The 26,270-nt window shown below is 64.3% G+C and carries 19 protein-coding genes and 1 pseudogene; 11 read left to right on the top strand and 9 right to left on the bottom strand.

Going from position 1 to position 26,270, the window contains the following annotated elements:
- Window positions 1-111 precede the first annotated feature (111 nt).
- The gene (locus HU752_RS00710; protein ID WP_186683735.1) at window positions 112-597 is read right to left on the bottom strand and encodes an acyl-CoA thioesterase; all 486 of its coding nucleotides are present in this window, start codon (window positions 595-597) and stop codon (window positions 112-114) included.
- Window positions 598-879: 282 nt separating this feature from the next.
- Here HU752_RS00710 and HU752_RS00705 point away from each other — a divergent pair, with 282 nt between their 5' ends.
- Window positions 880-2,643: a cation:proton antiporter gene (locus HU752_RS00705; protein WP_186683734.1), complete on the top strand. Its 1,764-nt coding sequence runs from the start codon at window positions 880-882 to the stop codon at window positions 2,641-2,643.
- A 33-nt stretch (window positions 2,644-2,676) separates the two neighbouring features.
- Here HU752_RS00705 and HU752_RS00700 read toward each other — a convergent pair whose 3' ends face one another.
- The 3 genes from HU752_RS00700 to uvrD all read right to left on the bottom strand — a co-directional run bounded on the left by HU752_RS00700 (window position 2,677) and on the right by uvrD (window position 6,625).
- Window positions 2,677-3,084, bottom strand: a complete 408-nt coding sequence (locus tag HU752_RS00700; protein ID WP_017903741.1) for an SMI1/KNR4 family protein — start codon at window positions 3,082-3,084, stop codon at window positions 2,677-2,679.
- 133 nt (window positions 3,085-3,217) lie between these two features.
- Entirely contained in the window at window positions 3,218-4,093 is an 876-nt protein-coding gene (locus HU752_RS00695; protein ID WP_186683733.1) for a Tim44 domain-containing protein, read from the bottom strand.
- 348 nt (window positions 4,094-4,441) lie between these two features.
- On the bottom strand, window positions 4,442-6,625 hold the full coding sequence (uvrD, locus tag HU752_RS00690; RefSeq protein WP_186683732.1) for a DNA helicase II: 2,184 nt from the start codon (window positions 6,623-6,625) through the stop codon (window positions 4,442-4,444).
- 262 nt (window positions 6,626-6,887) lie between these two features.
- On the opposite strand from uvrD, the gene HU752_RS00685 reads away from it, so the two are divergent.
- The 3 genes from HU752_RS00685 to HU752_RS00675 all read left to right on the top strand — a co-directional run bounded on the left by HU752_RS00685 (window position 6,888) and on the right by HU752_RS00675 (window position 11,121).
- Window positions 6,888-9,767 carry a putative bifunctional diguanylate cyclase/phosphodiesterase gene (locus HU752_RS00685; protein WP_186683731.1) on the top strand — a complete coding sequence of 960 codons (2,880 nt, stop codon included), beginning with the start codon at window positions 6,888-6,890 and terminating at the stop codon, window positions 9,765-9,767.
- 209 nt (window positions 9,768-9,976) lie between these two features.
- Window positions 9,977-10,843, top strand: coding sequence for a transcriptional regulator HexR (gene hexR / locus HU752_RS00680; RefSeq protein ID WP_186683730.1), 867 nt, complete (start codon window positions 9,977-9,979; stop codon window positions 10,841-10,843).
- Between the two features lie 86 nt (window positions 10,844-10,929).
- On the top strand, window positions 10,930-11,121 hold the full coding sequence (locus tag HU752_RS00675; protein ID WP_186683729.1) for a PA3496 family putative envelope integrity protein: 192 nt from the start codon (window positions 10,930-10,932) through the stop codon (window positions 11,119-11,121).
- Here HU752_RS00675 and HU752_RS00670 read toward each other — a convergent pair.
- On the bottom strand, window positions 11,063-12,025 hold the full coding sequence (locus HU752_RS00670; protein ID WP_186683728.1) for a LysR family transcriptional regulator: 963 nt from the start codon (window positions 12,023-12,025) through the stop codon (window positions 11,063-11,065). The two genes, HU752_RS00675 and HU752_RS00670, sit on opposite strands and share 59 nt — an antisense overlap.
- Before the next feature lie 316 nt (window positions 12,026-12,341).
- On the opposite strand from HU752_RS00670, the gene HU752_RS00665 reads away from it, so the two are divergent.
- The 4 genes and pseudogenes from HU752_RS00665 to HU752_RS00650 all read left to right on the top strand — a co-directional run bounded on the left by HU752_RS00665 (window position 12,342) and on the right by HU752_RS00650 (window position 16,512).
- Window positions 12,342-13,757 (top strand): acetyl-CoA carboxylase biotin carboxylase subunit, encoded by a 1,416-nt coding sequence (locus HU752_RS00665; protein ID WP_186683727.1) that lies wholly within the window; start codon window positions 12,342-12,344, stop codon window positions 13,755-13,757.
- Window positions 13,758-13,768: 11 nt separating this feature from the next.
- Window positions 13,769-15,577 (top strand): sodium-extruding oxaloacetate decarboxylase subunit alpha, encoded by a 1,809-nt coding sequence (gene oadA / locus HU752_RS00660; RefSeq protein ID WP_186683726.1) that lies wholly within the window; start codon window positions 13,769-13,771, stop codon window positions 15,575-15,577.
- A 168-nt stretch (window positions 15,578-15,745) separates the two neighbouring features.
- Window positions 15,746-16,237: pseudogene (locus HU752_RS00655) on the top strand (HipA domain-containing protein); the annotation flags it as partial.
- Entirely contained in the window at window positions 16,234-16,512 is a 279-nt protein-coding gene (locus HU752_RS00650; RefSeq protein ID WP_186683725.1) for a helix-turn-helix transcriptional regulator, read from the top strand. The pseudogene HU752_RS00655 and the gene HU752_RS00650, both read left to right, overlap by 4 nt.
- 54 nt (window positions 16,513-16,566) lie before the next feature.
- Here the strand turns inward: HU752_RS00650 and HU752_RS00645 are convergent, their stop codons facing one another.
- The 4 genes from HU752_RS00645 to HU752_RS00630 all read right to left on the bottom strand — a co-directional run bounded on the left by HU752_RS00645 (window position 16,567) and on the right by HU752_RS00630 (window position 19,754).
- Window positions 16,567-17,817, bottom strand: a complete 1,251-nt coding sequence (locus HU752_RS00645) for an autotransporter outer membrane beta-barrel domain-containing protein (protein WP_186683724.1) — start codon at window positions 17,815-17,817, stop codon at window positions 16,567-16,569.
- 163 nt (window positions 17,818-17,980) lie between these two features.
- A complete protein-coding gene (locus HU752_RS00640) occupies window positions 17,981-18,658 on the bottom strand; it encodes a GNAT family N-acetyltransferase (protein ID WP_186683723.1) in 678 nt (225 codons plus the stop codon).
- A gap of 16 nt (window positions 18,659-18,674) precedes the next feature.
- Window positions 18,675-19,121: a GNAT family N-acetyltransferase gene (locus tag HU752_RS00635; RefSeq protein WP_186683722.1), complete on the bottom strand. Its 447-nt coding sequence runs from the start codon at window positions 19,119-19,121 to the stop codon at window positions 18,675-18,677.
- Window positions 19,122-19,130: 9 nt separating this feature from the next.
- Window positions 19,131-19,754: an FMN-binding negative transcriptional regulator gene (locus tag HU752_RS00630; protein ID WP_186683721.1), complete on the bottom strand. Its 624-nt coding sequence runs from the start codon at window positions 19,752-19,754 to the stop codon at window positions 19,131-19,133.
- 90 nt (window positions 19,755-19,844) lie between these two features.
- Between HU752_RS00630 and pdxR the strand changes: the two genes are divergently transcribed.
- The 3 genes from pdxR to HU752_RS00615 all read left to right on the top strand — a co-directional run bounded on the left by pdxR (window position 19,845) and on the right by HU752_RS00615 (window position 26,249).
- Entirely contained in the window at window positions 19,845-21,395 is a 1,551-nt protein-coding gene (pdxR, locus tag HU752_RS00625) for a MocR-like pyridoxine biosynthesis transcription factor PdxR (protein WP_186683720.1), read from the top strand.
- Window positions 21,396-21,438: 43 nt separating this feature from the next.
- A complete protein-coding gene (locus HU752_RS00620) occupies window positions 21,439-22,650 on the top strand; it encodes a YeeE/YedE family protein (protein WP_186683719.1) in 1,212 nt (403 codons plus the stop codon).
- Window positions 22,651-22,823: 173 nt separating this feature from the next.
- Window positions 22,824-26,249: a dermonecrotic toxin domain-containing protein gene (locus HU752_RS00615; protein ID WP_186683718.1), complete on the top strand. Its 3,426-nt coding sequence runs from the start codon at window positions 22,824-22,826 to the stop codon at window positions 26,247-26,249.
- The last annotated feature ends 21 nt before the right edge of the window (window positions 26,250-26,270 follow it).

Below are 26,270 nucleotides of genomic sequence, written 5' to 3'. Positions count from 1 at the left end.
CCGGGCCCACGCCATGTCCCCGTGTGGGAGCGGGCTTGCCCGCGAATAGGCCCTCAAGTCTCGCGCCGCTTGAACGGACGCCGTCGCGGGCAAGCCCGTTCCTACAAGAGCTTAAAGCGCGTCGGCCTTGATTTCCTGGTAGCGCTTTTCCAGCTCCTGGCGGATCTGCCGGCGCTGCTTCGCCTGAGCGTAGCGGCGCTTGCCTTCGCTGGTTTCCGGCTGCAGCGGCGGCACCGCGACCGGCTTGCGCTGGTCGTCGACCGCCACCATGGTGAAGAAGCAGCTGTTGGTGTGGCGCACCGAACGCTCGCGGATATTCTCCGTCACCACCTTGATGCCGACTTCCATCGAAGTCGTACCGGTGTAGTTGACCGAGGCGAGGAAGGTCACCAGTTCGCCGACATGCACCGGCTCGCGGAAAATCACCTGGTCCACCGACAGGGTCACTACATAGCTGCCGGCATAACGTGCGGCACAGGCATAGGCGACTTCATCCAGGTACTTGAGTAGGGTGCCGCCGTGGACATTGCCAGAAAAGTTGGCCATATCCGGGGTCATCAAAACGGTCATCGACAGCTGGGCGTTTCCAGGTTCCATAGCACGCTCACGGTAGGTAGGGACAGGTTCAGGCACCTCTGCGGGCGCTTTGGGCATTTTCATGAGACACCTCGATTACGGGACGCCAGCCATGCGGGCATCGTCACGCGCCAAGCGATCTGTTTCTACATATTGCACCGGCTTTTTGTCAGAAGCCCGGGTGTTAACCTTCAAAAAGCCATGCCATAGAAAATTCTTACACCTGGAACGGTGATCGCTGACGGCTCGTAGGGAGCGGTGGGCGGTTTTTCCCGCGTCCGCCGACACAAGGAGCGTCACGCCATGCATGCGATCAGTTTTATTCAGGACCTGGCCGTGATCATGCTGGTGGCGGGTGTGGTCACCATTCTGTTCCACCGCTTCAAGCAGCCGGTGGTCCTCGGCTATATCGTCGCCGGTTTCATCATCGGCCCGCATACGCCACCGTTCGGCCTGATCCACGACGAAGATACGATCAAGACTCTGGCCGAGCTCGGGGTCATCTTCCTGATGTTCTGCCTGGGGCTGGAGTTCAGCCTGGGCAAGCTGTTCAAGGTCGGGGCGACGGCGTTCATCGCCGCATTCCTGGAGATCGTGCTGATGATCTGGATCGGCTACGAGATCGGCCGCTGGTTCGACTGGAACACCATGGATTCGCTGTTCCTCGGCGCGATCCTGGCGATTTCCTCGACCACCATCATCGTCAAGGCGCTCAACGACCTGAAGATGAAGAACCAGCGCTTCGCGCAGCTGATCTTCGGTGTGCTGATCGTCGAGGACATCCTCGGCATCGGCATCATCGCTCTGCTGTCGAGCATTGCCGTCAGCGGCACGGTGAGCTCCGGCGAGGTGTTCTCCACCGTCGGCAAGCTGTCGCTGTTCATGATTGTCGCCCTGGTCATCGGCATCCTGCTGGTGCCGCGCCTGCTGGCCTATGTCGCCCGCTTCGAAAGCAACGAGATGCTGCTGATCACCGTGCTGGGGCTGTGCTTCGGTTTCTGCCTGCTGGTGGTGCGGCTCGAGTACAGCATGGTGCTGGGCGCGTTCCTGATCGGCGCGATCATGGCTGAATCGCGCCAGTTGTTGAAGATCGAGCGGCTGATCGAGCCGGTTCGCGACCTGTTCAGCGCAATTTTCTTTGTCGCCATCGGCCTGATGCTCGATCCGGCAGTGCTGGTCGACTACGCCTGGCCGATCGCGGTGATCACCGTCGCGGTAGTCCTGGGCAAGATGGTCTCCTGTGGCCTGGGTGCCTTCATTGCCGGCAACGATGGGCGTACTTCGTTGCGCGTGGGGATGGGCCTGTCACAGATCGGCGAGTTCTCCTTCATCATCGCCGCGCTGGGCATGACCCTGCAGGTCACCAGCCACTTCCTCTACCCGGTGGCCGTGGCGGTATCGGTGATTACCACCTTGCTCACGCCCTACCTGATCCGTGCCGCCGACCCGCTGTCGTTGAAACTCGCCGCCGTGGTGCCACGGCGCATGGGCCGGGTATTCAGCCTGTACGGCGAGTGGCTGCGCAGTATCCAGCCCCAGGGCGAGGGCGCGCTGCTGGCCTCGCTGATCCGCAAGATCCTGCTGCAGGTCGGGGTGAATCTGGCGCTGGTGGTGGCGATCTTCTTTGCCGGCGGCTTTTTTGCCCAGCCGATCGCGGCCTATCTGGAAGGTTGGGTCGGCGAGCCGAGCTGGCACAAGGCGTTGATCTGGGGCGGCGCGCTGCTGCTGTCGCTGCCGTTCCTGATTGCCGCCTATCGCAAGCTCAAGGCGCTGTCGATGCTGCTGGCGGAGATGGGAGTCAAGCCGGACATGGCCGGGCGGCATACCCAGCGCGTGCGGCGGGTGATCGCCGAGGTGATTCCGCTGCTGTCGCTGCTGGTGATCTTCCTGCTGCTCTCGGCGCTGTCGGCGAGCATACTGCCCACCAACGAGCTGCTGGTGCTGATCGCCGTCGTTGCCGCGGCGGTGGCGGCGCTGCTCTGGCGCTGGTTCGTCCGCGTGCACACGCGGATGCAGGTGGCCTTGCTGGAAACGCTGGAAAACAACAAGGACTCGGCCGGGCACTGAGGCCCCAGGATACCCCGCCGGTCCTGGCGGGTATCAGCTTTCCAGCCAGACGTCCCGCGCCCAGTGCCAGACCGATTCCCAGGACTCTTCGGTGATCAGCTCTTCTTCGCCGGACCACAGCACCACGGTGCCGTCTTCCTCGACGCAGTAGTAGTCGTCACCGTCCTGGCAGATCGGGATCAGGTCCCGCGGTACGCCGCTGTCCCAGGCGTTGGCCGCCACTTCCGGCAGGTAGGTGTGCGATTGCGGGTCGGTGACGGTCACCGGCTCCAGGCTGCCATAGACCACGTCGCTGACGGTCAGCAGAAATTCCTTGAAGACGAAGGGGATGTTGATGAACAGCTCCTCCTCGATCTCGACCAACTGATCCTCGTCGGGCAACTCCAGTGGCACCGGTACGGGTTCGTTGGCTTCACGCAATTGTTCGATAACTTCTTCCACGGCCTCAATCCTCTTGCTGCATGGCGCGGTTGGGTATGACGCGTTTTATACAGTAGCTCGTTACAAGTGCAATCGTGAAATGCAAAACCCCGGACAAGTCCGGGGTTCTGGTGTATCAGACAACGCGTCGGGGTCAGCCGTTCTGGCGGATACCTGCGACCAGCCAAGGCTGGTTGTCGCCTTGGGCGCGTTCCATGTTCCAGCTTTCGCTGAACACTTCGCCCTGGTCGAAACGCGAGGTCTTCGACACGCCGCTGAAGGTCAGGGTGGCGATGGTCTTGTCGGCACGGTCATCCACGCCGTCCAGCTGCACCTGCAGGTTGTCGATGTAGGTGGACTGGAAGCCGTCGCCCAGGCTGGCGCGTTCCTGCTTGAGGAACTGCAGCATTTGCGGGGTGACGAACTCGGCGATCTTGTCCATCTCGTTGGCGTCCCAGTGCTGCTGCAGCGCCTGGAAGTGGTTGCGCGCGGCTTCCAGGAAGCTCTGCTCGTTGAACCAGGCCGGTGCGTTGATCACGCGGCGTGGGGCGGCAGGGGCGGCGGAACCACCGAAGATCGAGTTCTGCGCCGGGGCCGGTTGCTCGAACACTTCACGCTGGTACGGCGCGCCGGCCGGAGCCATGTGCTCCTGCTGCTTGCGGCGACGGGCGGCAATGAAGCGGAAGATCACGAAGGCGATGACCGCCATGATCAGGATGTCGAAGAACTGCATGCCCTGGAAGCCGCCGCCCATGAACATGGACGCCAGCAGGCCGCCAGCGGCGATACCGGCCAGTGGGCCCAGCCAGCGCGAGGCGCCACCGGCCTTGGCCGCCGCGCCTGCGGCACCGGCTGCGCCAGCAGTAGCGGCTGCACCGCCGGCAGCGCCAGCGGCAGGGGCCATCTGGCTGGTCTGGTGGGTTGGCGCCGAACCCATGCTTTTGCCACCGCCAAAGCGCTTGGCGTTGGCGTCGAGGCTCATCGTCAGGCCGATGCAGAGCGCCAGGGCGATGCTAAGAAAACGTTGCATAAAGGGTATTCCCGTTTGTGGAGTGCACGCGTGTCATACTGCACAGGTGAACTGTTGCTGGCTAGCGAGAGAGTGTTTCCAGCTTTTGCCTGAATCCTCTCACTTCTCAGTTGAATATTTCATGAATGCCTGTAAGACCGGTGCCTGCTGTGCTGTGGGGCTAGTCTCTAGGCGCAGCACAAAAGCCCGATTTGCCCCATTTCTGTAGGAGCCGGGCTTGCCCGCGAAGCTGTTGGCGATCTGAAGGCCCCCTTTGCGGGCAAGCCCGGCTCTTACGGGGGCGTGATGGTATCCGAGGCGTTCCGGCTCCTCACGGCGTGGGCAGCGGAAGGCCTCGCGCCCGGTTCTTCAGATGGCTTCCAGCTTGGCGTAGCCGAGCATCAGCCACTTGCTGCCCTCGCTGAAATTCACCTGGACCCGCGCCTGGGCGCCGGAGCCCTCGAAGTTGAGGATCACGCCGTCGCCGAAGAGGCTGTGGCGTACCGCCTGGCCCAGGCTGAACTCGGTCTGCGGAATGGCGCTGCCGCTGAACAGGCTGCTGCTCTGTTGCTGGCCGCCGCCGAAAGGCCGGCTGACGCTGTTGGACAGGCGCACTTCCTGTACCAGGCCTTTCGGAACCTCGCGTACGAAGCGTGACACCTTGTTGTAGGTCTCGCTGCCATACAGGCGACGGGTTTCCGCATAGGTCATGACCAGGTTCTGCATCGCCCGGGTGATGCCCACGTAGGCTAGCCGGCGTTCTTCCTCAAGGCGGCCAGGCTCTTCCAGGCTCATCTTGTGCGGGAACAGGCCTTCTTCCATGCCCACCAGGAACACGTAGGGGAATTCCAGGCCCTTGGCGCTGTGCAGGGTCATCAGCTGGATGCTGTCTTCATGCTCGTCGGCCTGGGCATCGCCGGCCTCCAGCGAGGCATGGCCGAGGAACGCCGCCAGCGGCGACAGGTCTTCCTCGCCCTCGGCGGCTTCGAAGTTGCGCGCCGCACTGACCAGTTCCTCGAGGTTTTCCACCCGGGCCTGGCCTTTCTCGCCTTTTTCCGCCTCGTGATAGGCGATCAGCCCGGATTGCTCGATGACGATCTGGGTCATCAGGTGCAGCGGGCTGTCCTTGGTCTTCGCGGCCAGGTTCTCGATCAGCTCGATGAAGGCCCCGAGCGCACTGGCGGCACGGCCGGTCACGCCCTTGTTGGCGATCAGCTGGGCCATGGCTTCCCACATCGACACGTCGCTGTGGCGGGCATGCTCGCGGATCGCCTCGACGGTTTTCTCGCCAATGCCGCGCGCCGGGACGTTGATCACCCGCTCCAGCGCCGCATCGTTGCCACGGCCTTCGAGCAGGCGCAGGTAGGCCATGGCGTTCTTGATCTCGGCCCGTTCGAAGAAGCGCTGGCCACCGTAGATCCGGTAGGGGATGCGCTCGCGCAGCAGGGCTTCTTCCAGCACCCGCGACTGGGCGTTGGAACGGTACAGAATGGCGATATCGCTGCGCGCCAGGCCGGTCTTCAGCGCGCTTTCGATGGTTTCCACCACGTAGCGCGCCTCGTCGTGTTCGTTGAAGGCGGCGTAGAGGTTGATCGCTTCGCCGTCACCGCCGTCGGTCCACAGCTCCTTGCCCAGGCGTCCGGTGTTGTTGGCGATCAGGGCGTTGGCCGCCTTGAGAATGCCGGCGGTGGAGCGGTAGTTCTGCTCCAGGCGGATGGTCTCGGCGTCCGGGAAATCGTCGGAATACTGGTAGATGTTCTCGATTTTCGCCCCGCGCCAGCCGTAGATCGACTGGTCGTCGTCACCGACCACCATCAGGCTGTCGCCGCCCTTGGCCAGCATCCGCAGCCAGGCGTACTGCACGGCGTTGGTGTCCTGGAACTCGTCCACCAGGATGTGCCGGAAGCGCTTCTGGTAGTGCTCGAGCAGGCCCGGGTGGTCGCGCCACAGGTCCAGGGCGCGCAGCAGCAGCTCGGAGAAGTCGATCACGTTGGCCCGGGCGCAGGCGGCCTCGTAGGCTTCGTAGATGCTGCGCATGGTCGCCAGGAACAGGTCGCCGCTGGCCTGGATGTGTTTCGGGCGCAGGCCCTCGTCCTTCTGCCCGTTGATGAACCACTGGGCCTGGCGGGCCGGCCAGCGCTGCTCGTCCAGGCCGAGGTCGCGGATCACCCGCTTGACCAGGCGCTGCTGGTCGTCGCTGTCGAGAATCTGGAACGTCTGGCTCAACCCGGCTTCCTGCCAGTGCGCGCGCAACAGGCGGTGCGCCAGGCCGTGGAAGGTGCCGACCCACATGCCGGCCGGGCTGATGCCCATCAACTGCTCGATGCGGTGGCGCATCTCGGCAGCGGCCTTGTTGGTGAAGGTCACCGACAGGATCGAGTAGGGCGACGCGTTCTCGACCTGGATCAACCAGGCGATACGGTGCACCAGCACCCGGGTCTTACCGGAGCCGGCGCCAGCCAGGACCAACTGGCGACCAACGGGGGCGGCTACGGCCTGGCGTTGGGCGTCGTTGAGGGAATTCAGCAGGAGGGAGAGGTCATCGTTGCGCATCGGCGCATTCTAGGGTGCCGGCTACGGGCGGGCAAACCCTAATGCCGGGCGGTCGCCGTGGCGAATGGAGAAAAAACTCGCACGAGGACGACCGGCGGGTCATTGTCCGCAGGTGGCGCAGGACCTGCCTTTGACTGTTTTGGGAAGGTCTATCGCGGGTCAATGCATTACATTTTATGACTTGGAGCAGTTTGGTCCGGCCGGAGGCTTGTGTATGCTCCTGCGACATTTATGGCTCAACCATTATAAGAACAATGCCCATATGACTCACAGCTCCGACGCGCTGAGCCCCTCCATGGAGGCCGGGCGGGTTATTCGCAAACAGTTCGCCACCGAGTTGGCGGTCGAGCGCACGCGCCTGTTGTACCAGGGCTCGTTGCTGCCCACGCTGTTCATGCTGATCAATGGTCTGGTCTGCGCCTGGCTGCTCTGGAGCCCGCAGCGTTACCTGCTGGTCAGCATCTGGATGGTCTGGCTGATGGCGCTGGTGGCCCTGCGCGTGATCCAGGTCGCGGCGTTCGAATCGGCCATTCCCAGCCGCCAGGCCCAGCCGATCTGGCGCCGGATGTTCCTGCTCGGTTCCGCGGTCAGCGGCCTGACCCTGGCCTGCGCCGGCATCGCCCTGGTGCCCACCGACAGCTTTCTCCAGCAGGCCTGGGTATTCGGCCTGATCGGCGCGGCGACCCTGTCCGCGAGTATCGCCTATGCCGTGAGTTTCCCGGCGTTCCTGACCTTCACCTTGCCCTGCCTGCTGCCCGCCATCGGCTACCTGTTCTGGGACGGTGATGGCGCCCGCCAGGGGTGGGGTTGGCTCGGGCTGATCCTGCTGGCCTCGCTGAGCGTGGTGGCGCTGCAGGTCAACCGGCTGATCCAGCGCGGCCTGCTACGACGTTTCCAGAACCAGGCACTGATCGAGAACCTCCAGCAGGCCCAGGCCCGCAGCGAACAACTCAACCAGGAGCTGGCACGCGAGGTCGAGCAGCGGCGGCGAGCCGAACTGGAGTTGCGCGAGGCCCAGGCCGACCTGGAAAACCGCGTCGCCCAGCGCAGCCTGGAGCTGGACAAGGCCAACCGCGCCCTGACCAAGAGCGAAACGCGCCTGGCGCTTGCCCTGCAGGCCAGTGAGCTGGGCCTGTGGGACTGGAACCTGCAAACCGACGAGGTGCACCACACCCAGATCAAGGAACTGTTCGGCCTCGATCCCGAGTACGTCACGGCGATGCTCAGCCATCTCAAGCCGCGCCTGCATCCCGAGGACCTGCCGGCGCTCAAGCGCGCCCTGGTGGAACACCTCAAGGGGCGCACCGAGGACTACGTCATCGAGTACCGTGTGCGCCATGGCGATGGTCACTGGGTCTGGATCGAGGACCGGGGCCGGGCGGTGGAACGTAGTGCCAGCGGACGCGTACTACGAATGGTCGGTACCCGGCGCGATATCAGCTCGCACAAGGAGCTGGAGGCCCAGCGCCAGCTGGCCGCGACGGTGTTCGAGGCCGCCAGCGAAGGCATCGTGATCTTCGATCCGAACTACGCGCTGCTGGCGGTCAACCAGGCCTTCAGCCGGGTCACTGGCTACCAGATCGAGGACATGCTCGGGCGCAACGTCGTCGAGCTGCCCTGCAGCCGCGATGCCCGCCGGCATTATTCGATGATCCACCAGTCCCTCGAACAGTACGGCAGCTGGCAGGGCGAGCTGGTGGAGGCACGCAAGAACGGCGAGCTTTATCCGCAATGGCTGCAGCTGAATACCGTGCGTGATAAGCGGGGAAAAATCAGTCATATAGTCGGCTTCTTCGCCGATCTGTCGGCTCGGCGTGAGTCCGAGGAGCGCATGCGCTACCTGACCCACTACGACGAGCTGACCGGCCTGGCCAACCGCTCGCTGTTCAAGGAGCGCCTGCGCGAGGCCAACCAGCGCGCCCGCCAGGAAGGGCGCAGCCTGGCGCTGCTGCATATCAACCTGGATCGTTTCAAGCTGCTCAATGACAGCCTGGGGCATGAAGTCGCCGACCAACTGCTGCAGAAGATGTCCCGGCGCCTGGTGAACGCCTTGCCGGAGGCGAACACCGTCGCCCGCCTGTCCGGCGACGAGTTCGCCGTGCTGTTCGATGCCTACGGCAACCTGTCCAGTCTCGCCAGGGTGGCGACGCGCCTGCTCGGCAAGCTGCGCCTGCCGTTGACGGTGGAAGGACACGAGCTGGTGGTCAGCGCGTCCATGGGCATCAGCCTGCTGCCGGACAGCGCCCGGGAAATCCCGGCGCTGGTCAGCCAGTCGAACATCGCCATGCAACATGCCAAGCACCTGGGCGGCAACAACTTCCAGTTCTACACCGAGAGCCTGCAGGCCAGCACCCTGGAGCGCCTGCAGCTGGAAAACCAGCTGCGCAAGGCCATCGAAGAACAGCAACTGAGCGTGTTCTACCAACCCAAGCTGTGCCTCGCCACCGGTCGCCTGAACGCCGCCGAAGCGCTGGTGCGCTGGGAGCATCCGACCATGGGCCGGGTGCCGCCCGGGGATTTCATCGGGCTGGCCGAGGAGACCGGGCTGATCGGTCCGATCGGCGAGTTCGTGCTGCGCCGCGCCTGCTGGCAGGCCTGCGAGTGGCAGCGCCAGGGCCTGCCGGCGATGCGCGTGTCGGTGAACCTCTCGGTGCACCAGTTGCGCCAGGGCAAGCTGGTCAGCCTGGTGCGCCAGGTTCTCGAGGAAAGCGGGCTGGCGCCCCATCTGCTGGAGCTGGAACTGACCGAGAGCCAGTTGCTCGACAGCGTCGAACACATCATCGCGACCTTCCAGCAACTGCGCGACCTCGGCGTGAAGCTGGCCATCGACGACTTCGGCACCGGCTATTCGTCGCTGAGCTACCTCAAGCGTTTCCCGGTGGACTACGTGAAGATCGACCAGGCCTTCATCCGCGGCCTGGACGAAGGCAGCGAGGACGCCGCGATCACCCGGGCGATCATCGCCATGGCCCACAGCCTGGGCCTGAAGGTGGTGGCCGAAGGCGTGGAGAACACGCAGCAGCTGGAATTCCTCAAGTTGCAGGGTTGCGACGAGGTGCAGGGCTACCTGATCAGCCGGCCAGTGGCGGCCGAGGAGCTGGTGCTACGGCTGCTGGAGGATCAGCGCGAGCGGCAGGCGTGAGTCGACCGGTCGTGCAAAGGGCCTGTTTTCGTCATGGCGCGAGCAGGCCGGCCAGTGCGGCTACATGACGGATTCGGCGGGTTGCCGGCGGTCCTGATTACGCAATGGAACAGGCAATGGACGAATTCATGTAGTATAACTACAAGAATGCTACATCCAAGGCCAATACCACCTCCCAGGCGTGGCCCATAACAAATCGAGTCCAGCCCTTGAATCTGTTGCAACACATCGCCCAGTCCCGCACCCTGCTTCGCAAATCGGAGCTCAAGGTTGCCGATCACGTGCTGCTCGACCCGGCGGCGGTGATGCACAGCTCCATGGCCGACCTGGCCCACAGCGTGGGGATCAGCGAGCCGACCATCGTGCGTTTCTGCCGGGCCATCGGCTGCTCGGGCTTCCAGGACCTGAAACTCAAGCTGGCCCAGAGCCTGGCGGCGGGCGCCAGTTTCGGCCAGTTCGCGATCCATGAAGACGACTCCGTCGCCGACTACAGCCTGAAGATCTTCGACACCACCCTGCACACCCTGATGGAAGTGCGCGAGAAGCTCGACCCGGCGGCCCTGCAGCGGGCGGTGACAGCGATGTCGGCGGCCCAGCGCGTGGAGTTCTACGGTTTCGGTGCGTCCGGCGCGGTGGCGGCGGATGCCCAGCACAAGTTCTTCCGCCTGCTGCTGACCGCGGCGGCCTATTCCGACCCGCACATGCAGGCGATGTCGGCGGTGACCCTCAAGCCCAGCGACGTGGCGATCTGCATTTCCCAGTCGGGGCGTTCCAAGGACCTGCTGATCACCGCCAACATGGTCCGTGAAAGCGGGGCGACGTTGATCACCCTGTGCCCGAGCCAGACACCGCTGGCCGAGCTGTCGACCATCAACCTGGCGATCGACGTGCACGAAGACACCGAGATCTACACGCCGCTGACCTCGCGTATCGCCCACCTGGTGGTGATCGACGTGCTGGCGATGGGCGTGGCGATGGCGCGGGGCCCGAGCCTGGTCAACCACCTCAAGAGCGTCAAGCGCAGCCTGCGCAGCTTGCGGCTGTCGCCCAAGTCGCTCAAGAGCCTCGAAGACTGAATTCATCTGCCTGTCACCCGGCTGCCGCCAAATCGTAACGACCCGAAGCCATCTTGGAGTCTCCAACCCAACCTGGGAGACTCGAAATGGCCCGGCACCACGAAGAGCAAAGCAGCGTCAAGACCCGTCGGCAGCAGGAAGACCAGCGCCGCATGGAGTTCCGTCGCGCAATCGAAGACCGCAACGAACTGCGCCAGCTGCAACAGGAAATCGCCGCAATCAATTACTGGCAGATGGACTCGGCAGTCGACCGTCGAAGCGCTCAACCAGCCCGCTGATCTGCAGCCGTTCACTTCGGATGAACCCCAGGAACGCATGCGCGACCGGTGACAGGCGTTTGTCCCTGGCCTGAACCACGCACCAACTGCGATAGAGCGGCAGTTCTTCCACCGGCAGTTCCCGGAGCACGCCGGTCGCCAGTTCCAGGCTCAGGGCGTGGCGCGTCAACAGCGCCAGGCCCAGCCCCGCTATCACGCTTTCACATTGGGCTTCGCCGGACGTCACCTCGAGCGTCTGCGAGAAGTGCACGCGCTTTTCCTTGAAGTACTCGTCGCAGGCCATCCGGGTCCCCGATCCGGGCTCGCGGATCAGCAACGGGTAGGGCTCCAGGTCCTGCAGGCGCAGTGGGCCCATGTGGCACAGTGGATGATCGGGCGGTGCCACCGCGACGATCGGGTTGTTGAGAAATGGCAGGAATTCCAGGCCCATGTCCTGCGGCACCATGGACATGATCAGCAGGTCGTCGCGGTTGTCCGAGAGTCGCCGCAGGGCCTGGGCGCGGTTGACCACCGTCAGGTGCAGGCTGACCTCCGGGTGCTGGCGCTTGAACGCGGCGAACAGGTGCGGCACGAAGTACTTCGCGCTGGATTCCACCGCCAGTTTCAGTTGCCCCTGCAGCGAACCCTGCATGTCCGAGAGCTGCATGTCGAGGTTTTCCAGGCGGCCGAAGATGTCCCGGCTCGCCCGCTGTAACGCTTCAGCCGCCTCGGTCATGTAGAGCTTTTTGCCGACATACTCGAACAAGGGCTGGCCAATCAGCTCTTCCAGCTGACGAATTTGCAGGCTGACGGCCGGTTGCGTAAGCGACATTTCTTCGGCCGCGCGGCTGTAGGAACGCAAATCGCAGACCTCATTGAAGATCTTCAATTGGCGTAATGTCATACGCATCAAGGACTTACGCATCTTTCGCGAACACTCTCGGGCAGCGGGTCAGCCAACTATAAGTCATTGCTTATAAGCGACCCAATAATTATTGATTTTAGTTTATCGATGGCCGGAGCTAGTGTGGTGACGCGACTGGCTTGAAACATTTGGTCACTCGTCGACCCGCTCTGTGGGACAGATATCGGGTCGTGGACATAGGGCTGGCCCGAGAGGCTTTTGGTGTTTTGACGGACATCATCGCGGGCCGGCCCAGGTCCTTCCGGTCCCTGTGCGTTCCCGAGATCGCATGGGGTTCCAGCAGGTTGTTTTGTTCCAGCGGCTTAGGAATTTCCAAGTGATAAAAAAGATCCTGATCGCCAACCGTGGTGAGATTGCCGTACGCATCGTGCGAGCCTGTGCCGAAATGGGCATTCGCTCGGTGGCGATTTTCTCCGACGCCGACCGGCACGCCCTGCACGTCAAGCGCGCGGACGAGGCCTACAGCATTGGTGCCGAGCCCCTGGCCGGCTACCTCAACCCACGCAAGCTGGTGAACCTGGCAGTGGAGACCGGCTGCGATGCCTTGCATCCCGGCTATGGTTTTCTCTCGGAAAATGCCGAGCTGGCAGAAATCTGCGCCGAACGTGGCGTCAAATTCATTGGCCCGTCGGCGGAAGTGATCCGCCGCATGGGCGACAAGACCGAAGCCCGCCGCAGCATGATCAAGGCTGGCGTACCGGTCACTCCAGGCACCGAAGGCAACGTCTCCGGCATTGAGGAAGCCCTCAGCGAAGGTGACCGCATCGGTTACCCGGTGATGCTCAAGGCCACCTCCGGTGGTGGCGGCCGCGGTATCCGTCGCTGCAACAGCCGCGAGGAACTGGAGCAGGCGTTCCCACGGGTGATTTCCGAAGCGACCAAGGCCTTTGGTTCGGCGGAAGTCTTCCTGGAAAAATGCATCGTCAATCCCAAGCATATCGAGGCGCAGATTCTCGGTGACAGCTTTGGCAACGTGGTGCACCTGTTCGAGCGTGACTGCTCGATCCAGCGCCGCAACCAGAAGCTGATCGAAATCGCCCCCAGTCCCCAGCTGACCCCTGAACAGCGTGCCTACATCGGCGACCTGTCGGTGCGCGCGGCCAAGGCGGTGGGCTACGAGAACGCCGGTACCGTGGAGTTCCTGCTCGCCGATGGCGAGGTGTACTTCATGGAAATGAACACCCGGGTGCAGGTGGAGCACACCATCACCGAGGAAATCACCGGGATCGACATCGTTCGCGAGCAGATCCGCATCGCGTCCGGCCTGCCGCTGTCGGTCAAGCAGGAAGACATCATCCATCGCGGTTTTGCCCTGCAGTTCCGGATCAACGCCGAGGACCCGAAGAACAACTTCCTGCCCAGTTTCGGCAAGATCACTCGCTACTACGCGCCGGGCGGCCCCGGCGTGCGGACCGATACGGCGATCTACACCGGCTACACCATTCCGCCGTTCTACGACTCGATGTGCCTGAAACTGGTGGTCTGGGCGCTGACCTGGGAAGAGGCGATGGACCGTGGCCTGCGTGCCCTGGACGACATGCGCCTGCAAGGCGTGAAGACCACCGCCGCCTACTACCAGGAAATCCTGCGTAACCCGGAATTCCGTAGTGGCCAGTTCAACACCAGCTTCGTGGAAAGCCATCCGGAACTGACCAACTACTCGATCAAGCGCAAACCCGAAGAGCTGGCCCTGGCCATCGCCGCCGCCATCGCCGCCCACGCAGGCCTGTGAGGATTATTACAATGAGCAAAAAGATTCACGTTACCGACACGATCCTGCGCGACGCCCACCAATCGCTGCTCGCCACCCGCATGCGCACCGAAGACATGCTGCCGATCTGCGACAAGCTCGACAAGGTCGGCTACTGGTCGCTGGAAGTCTGGGGCGGCGCGACCTTCGACGCTTGCGTGCGCTTCCTCAAGGAAGACCCGTGGGAGCGCCTGCGCAAGCTGCGCGCGGCGCTGCCCAACACCCGCCTGCAAATGCTCCTGCGCGGCCAGAACCTGCTGGGCTATCGCCACTACAGCGACGACGTGGTCAAGGCCTTCGTCGCCAAGGCCGCGGTCAACGGCATCGATGTATTCCGTATCTTCGACGCCATGAACGACGTGCGTAACCTGCGCGTGGCCATCGAGGCCGTGAAGGCCTCGGGCAAGCATGCCCAGGGCACCATCGCCTACACCACCAGCCCGGTGCATACCATCGAGGCGTTCGTGGCCCAGGCCAAGCAGATGGAAGCCATGGGTTGCGACTCCATCGCGATCAAGGACATGGCCGGCCTGCTGACCCCGTTCGCCACCGGCGAGCTGGTCAAGGCACTGAAGGCCGAGCAGTCGCTGCCGGTGTTCATCCACTCCCATGACACTGCCGGCCTGGCTGCGATGTGCCAGCTCAAGGCGGTGGAAAACGGTGCCGACCATATCGACACCGCGATCTCCAGCTTCGCCTGGGGCACCAGCCACCCGGGCACCGAGTCGATGGTCGCCGCCCTCAAGGGCAGCGAATTCGACACCGGCCTGGACCTGGAACTGCTGCAGGAAATCGGCCTGTACTTCTACGCCGTGCGCAAGAAGTACCACCAGTTCGAAAGCGAGTTCACCGCCGTCGATACCCGGGTGCAGGTCAACCAGGTGCCGGGTGGGATGATTTCCAACCTGGCCAACCAGCTCAAGGAGCAGGGCGCCCTCAACCGCATGAACGAAGTGCTGGCGGAGATCCCGCGGGTACGCGAAGACCTCGGTTTCCCGCCGCTGGTGACCCCGACCTCGCAGATCGTCGGGACCCAGGCGTTCTTCAACGTGCTGGCTGGCGAGCGCTACAAGACCATCACCAACGAGGTGAAGCTGTACCTGCAAGGCGGCTACGGCAAGGCGCCGGGCACCGTCAACGAGCAGCTGCGCCGCCAGGCGATCGGTAGCGAGGACGTGATCGACGTGCGCCCGGCCGACCTGCTCAAGCCGGAAATGGCCAAGCTGCGCAACGACATCGGCACCCTGGCCAAGTCGGAAGAGGACGTGCTGACCTTCGCCATGTTCCCGGACATCGGGCGCAAGTTCCTCGAAGAGCGCGAAGCCGGCACCCTGGTACCGGAAGTGCTGCTGCCGATCCCTGAGGCCGGTGGTGTGCGTGCGCCGGGCGGCGAGGGCGTGCCGACTGAGTTCGTCATCGACGTGCACGGCGAGACCTACCGTGTCGACATCACCGGTGTCGGCGTGAAGGCCGAAGGCAAGCGCCACTTCTACCTGTCCATCGACGGCATGCCGGAAGAAGTGGTGTTCGAACCGCTCAACGAGTTCGTCGGCGGTGGCAGCAGCAAGCGCAAGCAGGCCAGCGCTCCAGGCCACGTCAGCACCACCATGCCGGGCAACATCGTCGATGTGCTGGTCAAGGAAGGCGACAGCGTGAAGGCCGGCCAGGCCGTGCTGATCACCGAAGCCATGAAGATGGAGACCGAAGTGCAGGCCGCGGTCTCGGGCAAGGTCGTCGCCATCCACGTAGCCAAGGGCGACCGGGTCAACCCGGGCGAAATCCTGATCGAGATCGAGGGCTGATCGACAGCCTTCATCTCCCAACGTTTATCCTCGGGGAGGCGCATGCCTCCCTTTTTTTTGTTTGTTTTTTGAGCATGGTATAAGGATGTGCGTTGGCTTGATGCTTCGGAGCGATATGCACTTTACTGCGTATTTTTTTGCAGAACAGGGAAGTAAATGCATTTAGTGCCGGGTAGTTACCTCGATCACTTGGAGGTGATCACTCGCCTGGCCGCTCTTTGGCGCCAGGCTGGGCAGGACGAACAGGTAGAGGAACTGGTAGCGGACTATCTGCGGCGTGATCTGCTCAACAAGATCCTGGGTAATTCCGACAACCATGGACGTAACACATCGATCATCCGTGACCAGCGGGGATTTCGCCTGGCGCCGATTTATGACCTGGCGCCCATGGTAATGGATGATGAAGGCGTTACACGCAGTACCAAGTGGTCCAGGGATATCGAAAGGGGTGGGGAAGTGGATTGGCGCAAGGCGTGCGATGCGCTGGCGGGTCTGGTGGATTCTCAGGCGGCATTTGATCGGCTGCGGGCAGACGCGCGGCATTTGTTGGCATTGCCCGACATTCTGGCTGATGGCGGCTTGCCTGCGGTCACCATGAATCACCCCTTGATAGCCTTGAAAAGGCTCGGCCAGCGCTTGCAGGACTGGGGGCTGGCATGACGCTCAGTCTGGAGGTTCGTGCATTGTTGATCCAGACCATCCAGGAGGAGCTCGCCCAGGGCGTGATCACCATGGGCGCCGCGGTGAGGCGGCTGCGAGTCGAGGTGACCGGCTTGCAGCAGACCCAATTTGCGCGAATGTGCCGGATTTCGGTTCGCACCCTGGTACATATCGAGCATGACGAGGGTAATCCGACCCTCAAGTCGCTGAACTCGGTATTCAAGCCTTTCGGATTGCAGATGGGGGTGGTGCGGTTACGCAAAACGTCAGGCTGAGGTGTTCTGCGGTCAGGTCCGCATTCTTGAAACCTGACCTGAGGGTGGGGACGGTCAGAAGGCCAGCGTCCACTGCCCCATGAGGCCGTGGCTGCGATTGCGCTCGCCGAATTCGCCGCTGTAGCCGACGCCCAGGCTGTGGCGTGGTGACAGGTTCAGTTCGAGCCCGGCATCGATCACCAGGCTGTCCTTGTCCTCGGCGATGCCGCGAGTCATGAAGGTCATGCCGGTGGCCGGGTTCATCTGGACGGTGGGGTTGTCGAGTTTGCCGTACAGGTGTCTCCAGCCCGCGCTCAGTTGCGGGGCCAGGCTGAGGCCGCCACCCAGCTGCCAGGCGCCGGCGGCGTGCAGGCCAAGGGTTGTGCTGAAGTTGTCCTGAGCCTGGCCACTGTTGCGCAGCGCCGCCTCACCGCCTTTTTCCAGGTGGCCCTTGCGCGAGTAGCGTTCGTAGCCGAGCTGGGCAAAGGGTTCTGCACTCAGGTGGGCATGGCCCAGCGTGTAGCCGAATTCGGCGAAGGCCTGCTGGCTGGTGGCTGTGTAGTTGCCGGAGAGTCGATCCCGGTAACCGCTGAACGCCACGCTGCGTCGGGTGTCGCCGGCATGCTGGCTGTGGATCGCGCCCAGGCGCAGCGCTGCGGCACCTTCCTGGCGCAGGGCATAGGCGCCGGCATGCCAGCTGTCCAGCTCGCCCTTGAAGTGGCTGCCCTTGTGGTCGGAGCGGGATTTTCCGCCGACCAGGCCCAGGCGCCATTCGTTGCCCAGCGACCAGTCGGCGCCCAGCACCAGGCCCTGGGTGGTCTGGTGGAAGTCCTTGCGGCCTTGTGCCGGTTCGAATCGGCCGGTGTTGTTCAGGCTCTGCAGCCACAGGCGACTCCCGCCTTCGCCGGGCTGGCGCATGGCCGACAGGGCGCTGTCGCCGACCTGGCGGGCACCGCTGAGGGTGGCCTGGGCCAGGTTGGCGTTGTCGGCACCGGCCAGTTGGGCCAGGGCCGCTTCACGCTCGGCCGGGCCGAGTTTGTTCAGGGCATCGAGCAGTGGCGACCGGCTGATGGGATTGCCCGGGATCGTTGGCAGGATGTTGCCGCCTTGGCCGCCTTTCGCAGGCTCCCGTGCTGGCGTTGGCGAATGGGTTTCAAGGCTGGGGGAGGGCTCCACGGGCCGGGTCAGCAGCCAGTCCCAGTCGTAGATGCTGGGCGAACCGTAGTCGGCGTTTGGCGACGCGTGTTGGGCCTGGGCGAGTTGGGCCAGCAGCCCGTTGATCACCAGGGCCAGGGGGACGGCCAGGCGGGTGTTCTTGGGGATCATTCCATTTCATCCTCAAAATAGTCGAGGAGGAAATGTATCGATCCGCCAGGGCGGTAAATGTCGGGGTCTTTACCTGGACTTCGCAGGAGATGTCAGCAGCTTGCCGTTTATTTTCACCGTGACCGGTGTACGGTGGCCGGCCTCGGCCACCGCGTGCAGGCCATCAGGCCTGCCGGCATTCGGCCAGGGTCCGTACCTGGCCGGCCTCGCTCAGGTTGTCTTCCGACAGCCAGCGCTCGAACCCGGCATTCACCGCCGGCCACTCCGAGTCGATGATGCTATACCAGGCGGTGTCACGGTTTTTGCCCTTGACCACCATGTGCTGGCGGAACACGCCTTCGAAGCGGAAACCCAGGCGCTCGGCGGCCGCGCGGGAGCGGGCGTTGTCGTTGTTGCACTTCCATTCCAGGCGCCGGTAGCCGAGGGCGAAGGCCTCCCTGGCCAGCAGATAGACCGCCTCGGTGCTCTTGGGCGAACGCTGCATGGGCGCGCCGAAGGTGACATGGCCGATCTCGATACGGCCCTGGGCGGGCACGATCGACATCAGGCTGAGGATACCCTGGACTTCACCGCTGGCCTTGTCGATGACGGCGAAGAAGTACGGATCGCTGCTCGCCGCATGACCGGCGAGCCAGTTGTCGAAGGCGGGGCTGTGTTCCGGGAATGGGCCATAGGGCAGGTAGTCCCAAAGCTTCGGGTCGGCACCGGGCCCTTCGAGGGCACGGTACAGCTCGTCGCCATGGCGGGTGGCGTCGAGTTTTTCCAGGACGATGAAGCGCCCTTCGAGGCGTCGGGTGGACGGTGCCGGGGCGCCGTTCCAGTGGGTTACGGGTGTCGACATGGCGGGCTCCTGGGGCTTACAGGCCGTGGCGGAACTGAATGAAACCGGGGCGCTCGGCAATCCGCTCGTACAGCTGGATGGCCGTGGCGTTGGTCTCGTGGGTCAGCCAGTGCACCTTGCTGCAGCCGGCCTCGGCCGCCGTGGCATAGACGTGCTCGATCAGCTTGCGGCCCAGGCCGGTGCCGCGCACCCCGGGGGCAACGAACAGGTCCTGCAGGTAGCAGGAGTCCTGGATGCTCCAGTTCGAGCGGTGGTAGATGAAATGCACCAGGCCCACGGCCTTGCCGTCCTGCCAGGCGAGGGCGGCGTTGGTGGTCTCGGCCGGGTCGAGCAAGCGTTGCCAGGTCGACTGGTAGATGCTCTCCGACAGCTCGGTTTCATAGAACTCCAGGTAGGCCTGCCACAGGGGATGCCAGACGGCCTGGTCGGCGGCGGTCACCGGACGGATTTCGATCGAACTCATGCTGACTCCTTATTGCATCAATTGGGCGAGGGCTTGGTCCTGGCTGTCGGCACTGGCCGCCAGCCCTTGTTGTACGCCGGCGATATCGACGGCACTGCGGTTCTGGCTGAGCTTGCGCTTGCCTTCCAGGCGCTGGATCGGCAGGGCGATGCCGACGATGGCCTTGAGCATGCTGGCAATGTACGGCTCGGGCGCATCGTCGACCTTCCAGGGCGCGGCCCGGCCGGCTTCGTGACGGTCGGTGAGGGCGCTGACCAGCTGGCGCAGGCGCCCGGCATCGTCGAACACCTCGGCCTGACCGTAGGCGTGTACGGCCACGTAGTTCCAGGTGGGTACGACTTTGCCGTGCTCGGCCTTGCTGGCATAGAACGACGGGCTGACATAGGCATCGGCCCCCGGAAAGATCACCAGCGCCTCGGCGCCTTCGGCCAGTTCCCGCCACTGCGGATTGGCCCGCGCCAAGTGCCCGAGCAGGGTGCCATTGGCGCCCTGGTCCGGGTCGAGCAGCAGCGGCAGGTGGCTGGCCTGCAGGCCCTGGCTGCCATGGGTGACCAGCATGGCCAGGCGCGTGTCCCGGATGTGCCGGTGCAGGGTGGGCAAGTCGTGTTCGGCGAAGGCGCTGGGTGTGTACATGGAGATTTTCCTTGGCGAATACCGGCATCCTAGGCAGGCTATTGGTTGGTTGTAAGAGCCATTGTTGATGATTTTCATAGGTCCAATGACATGCCCAGTCCCTCGCTCCCCCTGTCGTTCGACCCTGCCGGTATCCAATTGGACCCGGCCAAGGGCCTCAGCCACCAGCTCTATCAGGCGTTGCGCCTGCGGGTGCTGGACGGGCGCCTGGCCAGTGGCAGCCGCTTGCCGGCCAGCCGCGACCTGGCCAGCGCTCTGGGCATCTCCCGCAACAGCGTGGTACGGGCCTATGACCAGTTGTATGCCGAGGGTTTCATCGAGGGGCGGGTCGGTGATGGCACCTACGTGGCACAGTTGCCGGACAAGGCGCTGCCGATCCGGAAGTTGTCCACAAAAGTATCCACAGGGTTTTCAACAAGCTTACCCACAGAGTTATCCACAAAATCGCTGGAAAATACTGGGATTTCATCCAGTAAAGTTATCCACAATCAGGCGCTTGAGCGCATCGAGCGTAATGCGATGTACGAGCCACCGGAGGGTCCGCCACGGGCTTTCCGGGTGGGCGTGCCGGCCTTCGATCTGTTCCCTTTTGGCGTCTGGGCCAAGCTGCAGGCGGCTTTCTGGAGAAAACCGGACCTGGGGCAGCTTTGCTACGGTGAGCCAGCCGGGGAGAGGCAGCTGCGTAGCCTGATCGCTGCGTATTTGCGCAGTTCGCGGGGTTTGTCCTGCTCGCCTGAACAAATTGTGATCACCAGCGGTGCACAACAGGGCATCAGCCTTTGTGCACAGTTGCTGGTGGACCCCGGCGCTGGCGTGGCTGTGGAAAACCCCGGCTACCGGGCAGCCCGGCTGGCGTTCGCGGTGGCCGGGGCGACGGTGCACGGCGTGGCGGTGGACGACGAGGGCCTGGATTGTGCCGCACTCGGCCGCCTGCCGGATTGCCGGCTGGCCTACGTGACCCCGGCCCACCAGTACCCCACCGGGGTGATCATGAGCCTGGCGCGGCGCCTGGAACTGCTGGCCTGGGCCGAGCGCACCGGTGGCTGGATCGTCGAGGACGACTACGACGGCGAGTACCGCTACAGCGGCGCCCCCCTGGCACCGTTGGCGGCGCTGGACCGGCAGGGGCGGGTGCTCTACGTCGGTACGTTCGGCAAGATCGCCTTTCCGGCGCTGCGCCTGGGCTACCTGGTGTTGCCGCCGACGCTGGTCGATGCATTCTCCCAGCGGCGTGCGCTGGACATGCGCCACTCGGAGGTCAGCACCCAGGCAGTGATGGCCGAGTTCATGGCCGCCGGGCATTTCCAGCGGCATATCCGGCGGATGCGCCGGGCCGCCCTGAGTCGGCGCAACGCCCTGCTGGCCCACTGGCCGAGCGGCATTCGCGGTTGCGGCAGCCTGCCGGAAGCGATCGCCGGCCTGCACCTGATGGTGCCGGTCGAAAGTCTTGCGCGCGAGCAGGAGCTGATCGCGCAGGCGGCGAGTGTCGGCGTCGAGATCAGCCCCCTGAGCAACTTCTGGATCACTCCGCCGCAGCCGCCGACGGATCGTCACGCCGGGCTGGTCCTGGGTTTCGCGGCCGTCCCGGAGGCGGACATCGAAGCGGCCCTGGGCCGCCTGCGCGAGGTGTGGCGGGACTGAGGGTTTATACTGCGGGCCATTTCGTTCCCCATCGAGAAGTCCCATGAGCACGACCCTCTCCGTCGCGCCCGAGCGTTCGTTCGGCGCCCCTCTCTTCGCGCTGGCCCTGTTGCTGCTGGGCATGTTGTTCCTGCAGAGCCAGGTCGGCGCCCACCAGGTGCTGTTGCTGGTCCTTGGTGCGGCCCTGGGCCTGACCCTGTACCACGCCGCCTTCGGCTTCACCTCGGCCTGGCGGGTGTTCATCCGCGACCGCCGTGGTGCCGGCCTGCGTGCGCAGATGGTCATGCTGGCGCTGGCCGTGCTGCTGTTCTTCCCGGCCCTGGGCGCCGGCACCCTGTTCGGTACTCCGGTCAGCGGACTGGTGGCACCGGCGGGTGTCTCGGTGATCGTCGGGGCGTTCATCTTCGGCATCGGCATGCAACTGGGCGGCGGTTGCGCCTCCGGTACGTTGTTCACGGTCGGCGGCGGCAACGCGCGGATGCTGGTGACGCTGCTGTTCTTCATCTGCGGTTCGCTGCTGGCTACCCACCATGTCGACTGGTGGTTCGCCTTGCCATCGCTGCCGCCGGTGTCGCTCGTCAAGAGCCTCGGCGTGGCGCCGGCGCTGCTGTTGAACCTGGTGCTGTTCGCGCTGATCGCCTGGACCACGGTACGCCTGGAGAAGGGCCGCCATGGCGTCCTGGAACTGCCGGCAGGTTCCGCGCGCAGTGGCTGGCGCCGCCTGCTGCGTGGCCCGTGGCCGCTGGTCTGGGGCGCGGTGGCCTTGGCCCTGCTGAACTTCGCCACCCTGGCCCTGGCCGGTCGCCCGTGGGGCATCACCTCGGCCTTCGCCCTGTGGGGCGCCAAGGTCGCCGGTGGCCTGGGGCTGGATGTCAGTGCCTGGGCGTTCTGGCAGATGCCGGGCAATGCCAAGGCCCTGGCGGCGCCGGTGTGGGAGGACGTCACCAGCGTGATGGACATCGGCATCGTCCTCGGTGCCTTGCTGGCCGCCGGCCTGGCCGGCCGTTTCGCCCCCAGCCTGAAGATCCCCGGGCGCTCGCTGCTGGCGGCGGTGATCGGTGGCGTGATGCTCGGCTACGGTTCGCGCCTGGCCTACGGCTGCAACATCGGTGCGTACTTCAGCGGGATCGCCTCGGGCAGCCTGCACGGCTGGCTGTGGCTGGTGGCGGCGTTCGTCGGCAACAGCGTCGGGGTACGCCTGCGGCCCTGGTTCTTCGCCGGTGAACGGCAGCCCCAGGGGCTCACCGGCTGCTGAGTCGGACCGGCTGGGGACGGGTTATTTAGTTACCGCGTCGCGGGTACCGGGCATGGCTATGGTCGTGGACGAGATTCTTTCATCCAGAGGCCTTTCGTCATGCCCGATGCCACACCCTCAACACTCCTCCAGCTGCCTGTGCGTCCTGTTCCTGCCTGCCGGGGGGACGACGCATGACGGCCTTTACGGTGACCGCAGCGGTCAGTGAAAGCGACCAGGCCCAACAAGTCTTCAACCTCGGCGACTGCCTCGCCACCCGCCCCAGCCTGGAGAGTGCCGCGGCCGATCTGGTGCAGGCGATGCTGGATGATCCCTTTCCGGGCTTTGAAAAACAGCTGCGCAATGCTGCCTTCATCAACCTGACGGTGAGCCCGAGTGGCGATGGCCCGGCAGCCTACCAGGTCATTCCGCTCAGCCAGCGGCTGATCGACTGCTGGCTGGGCCACGCGGCACCGGTTCATCCCCAGGGCAGCTACCTGGCACTCGACCCGGGTGGCAAGTACCCCTCGATGCTGGGGCTGCGGATCGACAGGGTGGAACAACTGATCAGCGAGTGGGCGCCAGCGTTGCTGGAGGCCTACAAGCAGAGCCTGGTCGATTTCTGGAGCTCACCGGCCTTGTCCCGGCAGATGCTCCCGCAGGCCTGGCGTTCGTCGTCGGCACAGGGTGTTTCACCCTGGCAGCGGCTCTCGGACTTCATCGTGGCCCAGTTACGCAAGGCCAGTACCGTGCTCACGGGGGATGAGCTGGACACGGTGGAAGCCGTACTCGACTACCCCGACTCCCAAACCCGTCGTCTGACGCTGGGAGAGGATTGCACGAAGGCCTGCATCACCCTTGTCGACACCGGTATTCGTGACCCCGAGCCGCTGTTCCAACAGGCCTTGGCCTTGACTCGTCGGGTCGGTGAACAGCAGATCGTGTTGCTGTACACGCTGCTCGGGGGGATCAAGGCGTTCGATTCGATTGACGCCCTGGAAACCGCCCTGGGATGGACGTTGAGTGACAGTGCCCCGAGCCTGGGAGACTACTCGCCGGACAATCATGTCTTCGATGCCCTGGCAGCCGCCTTGCTGATGCGGCAGTTGGAAAGCATCCGTGCAATCAGGCCGGGCGACTACAGTGACCGTGTGGCTCTCGACCAGCGCTTGCATGAGCTGACTGGCCCGCAGGCGCTGCTCGGTGCCTTTCGCTCCGGGCACGAGGCCCAGTTGCTGAAACTGCATGACCTGCTGCCCGACTGGCTGCGGCAGGCGTCGACTGTGGACCGTGCGCTGTATGGTCGCTACGTCAGCCGGTTATCGGAGGTGCACCGGCTCCGTGAAGGCGAGGCGTTTCTCGATGGCATCCCGCGCATTCTCGAATTTGCCGAGCGGGCGTTGGCCAAGAGCCTGGCCAAGCTGAATCCCAAGGCCGAGGGGGTGTCGGTTGCCCATATCCGCGTGACGCTCACGAGGGTCGACAACAGCCCGCTGGAAGCGACCGATCCGGGTTTCATCCCTTTTCTGGACCTGCGCACCGCTTCGTCCACCCGGAACTACACGGACATGGCGCTGGAGAACCTCGAGGCCTTTCCGCTCTCGGCGATCCCGCAGATCCACTACGACAAGCCGGCGGCAGACGGGGCGCCGGCATCCGCGCCGGAGTGGATGACCTACGAGCTGCTGCGTGCGGCCGTGAACGATGCCGACATCGGTGGCAACTATCCCGCCCTGCTCAAGCGCAACCTGCAGCGCTACACGGTCGAGCGGGCCCGGCAGAAAGAGCTTTTCACTCTCTACATGCAGGTGCTGTTGCCCATGCTCGCCCTGGAGCTGCGCCTGACCCAGAGGCTGACGGAGCGTGCGAGGCTATACGTCGGCGCTGTGATGGGCATGGACGCCAGGGTGCCGGTGGTGTCGGGGCTGTCCATCGTCGTCCGCCCCCTGGCGTTGCTGGCACATCCTGGCGCTGCCGCGGATCATGTACTCAATCATTTCGTGATCGGCCCGCGGATGATCGATCGAGGGCCGCAGGTGTTGTTGCGCCCGGGTGCGGAACAGCCCTTGCTCGAGTTTGCATCGCTGGCGCACCTGCTGGCGGCGATCCAGGCCGAGGAGGCCTTGCAGCAATCGATTCTGGCTGGCCTGGACGAGCACAGTCGCAGAATTTACGACCGGGGTGGTTTTCTTGAGCCGCATCTGACGCGGGTTATCCTCAGCGACTGGGATCTACCCGAGATTCCCGAACCGCCCACGCTGGATACGACGATCCTGTCCGAGCCGATCACCGAGGCGCTGTTCGTCGCCAGCGTCGAGGTGCTGGTCAGGCATGCCGAGACGATATCGGTGTCCAATGCCGAAGCGCGCCACAAGCGCCTCACCGACCTTGGCTGGGCCCTGTTCGGCCTGCTGATTCCATGGGCACCCACTGCCCTGGCAGGGCTGGGGCTGATCGTGCAATTGCTGCCCAGCCTCAAGGCGTTGGCCGATCACAATACCCCGAGCCCCTGGGCGGCTTTCGCCGATGTGTTGCTGAACCTGGCGGCCGTGCTGGTCTATCACCGCCGTCTGTGGCTGGGCCAATCGCCCGTTGCGGGTTTCGCTGACACGCTCGTCAAGCCAGCGGCAGGCGGGAGCAGGGGCCTGCTGGCCTACATCTGGAGCCGACGGGGGCGCGGCCTGACGGCCACCGAGCGGGAGCGGCTCGATCAATTCAGGCTGGCGGCCAAGGCTCCCTCCGATCTGCTGTTGATCGAGACCGGTGAGCGGAGAGGCCTCTATCAGCGTGGGGGGCTTTTCTACGCCTCGATCGACGGTGAGTGGTTCCATGTCCTGCACACGCTCGACGGCCTGAGAATCGCCGATGCCGCCCATCCGGCACGGCTGGGCCCCTGGGTGACCCGCAGTGCCTCGGGCGCCTGGCAGCTGGATCGTGGGCCGCTGTTGCTGGGGGGGGCTGGCGAACTGAGTGTGCGCGGCCGCAAGAAGCTCAAGTCGCTGGAGTTCCAGGCTCGGCAACTGCTCGACTCTCTGTCCGGCCGGCTGGCTGGTGGGGAGAAAAACCTGCTGACCGTCCACGGTCCCGCCGATATCGAGGACCTGCTCAAGCAGGATGCCGCGTTGTTCAGTGACCTGTCGCTCAAGTTGCAGGAGCTGACCCAGGGCATGGCGGAGTATCCGGAGGCGTTGTTGGGCAAGCTCGACGGCGCCGCGCAGCTCCTGCGGGCCCAAGGGGTACGCCTGCGTATCCAGAGAGTGAAGCTCGACCCGCCCTCGGTCATGGGGGTCTCGTACCTCAAGAGCCAGAAGCAGATCACTATTCGGCCGCTGGGACCGCGCAAGGATATTTCCGGCGGCAAGGGCCGGGATTTCCTGCAGGAGTACGAGATTGCCGACCTGCAGCGCGCACCGCTGTGGTACGCGCATTTTCACTACCCCAGCCTGGACACCGCAAAAGCCAGCTTTACCGCTGCCCATCTCAAGACGCCTGGGCAGCGTTTCCAGGGGATCCGGTTTCAGATGGCCCAGGAGCAATCCGGCCAGCGTGTCGACAGGATTCACCGGCCCAGGATCGACGCGAAATCGGCTGACGAGCTGTTCCTGTCACTGACCCGCTAGGCACCCGCCCTGTCGCCGCGG

This window comes from Pseudomonas vanderleydeniana, from assembly GCF_014268755.2.
Taxonomy (GTDB): Bacteria; Pseudomonadota; Gammaproteobacteria; order Pseudomonadales; family Pseudomonadaceae; genus Aquipseudomonas; species Aquipseudomonas vanderleydeniana.
The sequence above is the reverse complement of the archived record's forward strand: the minus strand, read 5'-3'. Positions and strand labels throughout refer to the sequence as shown.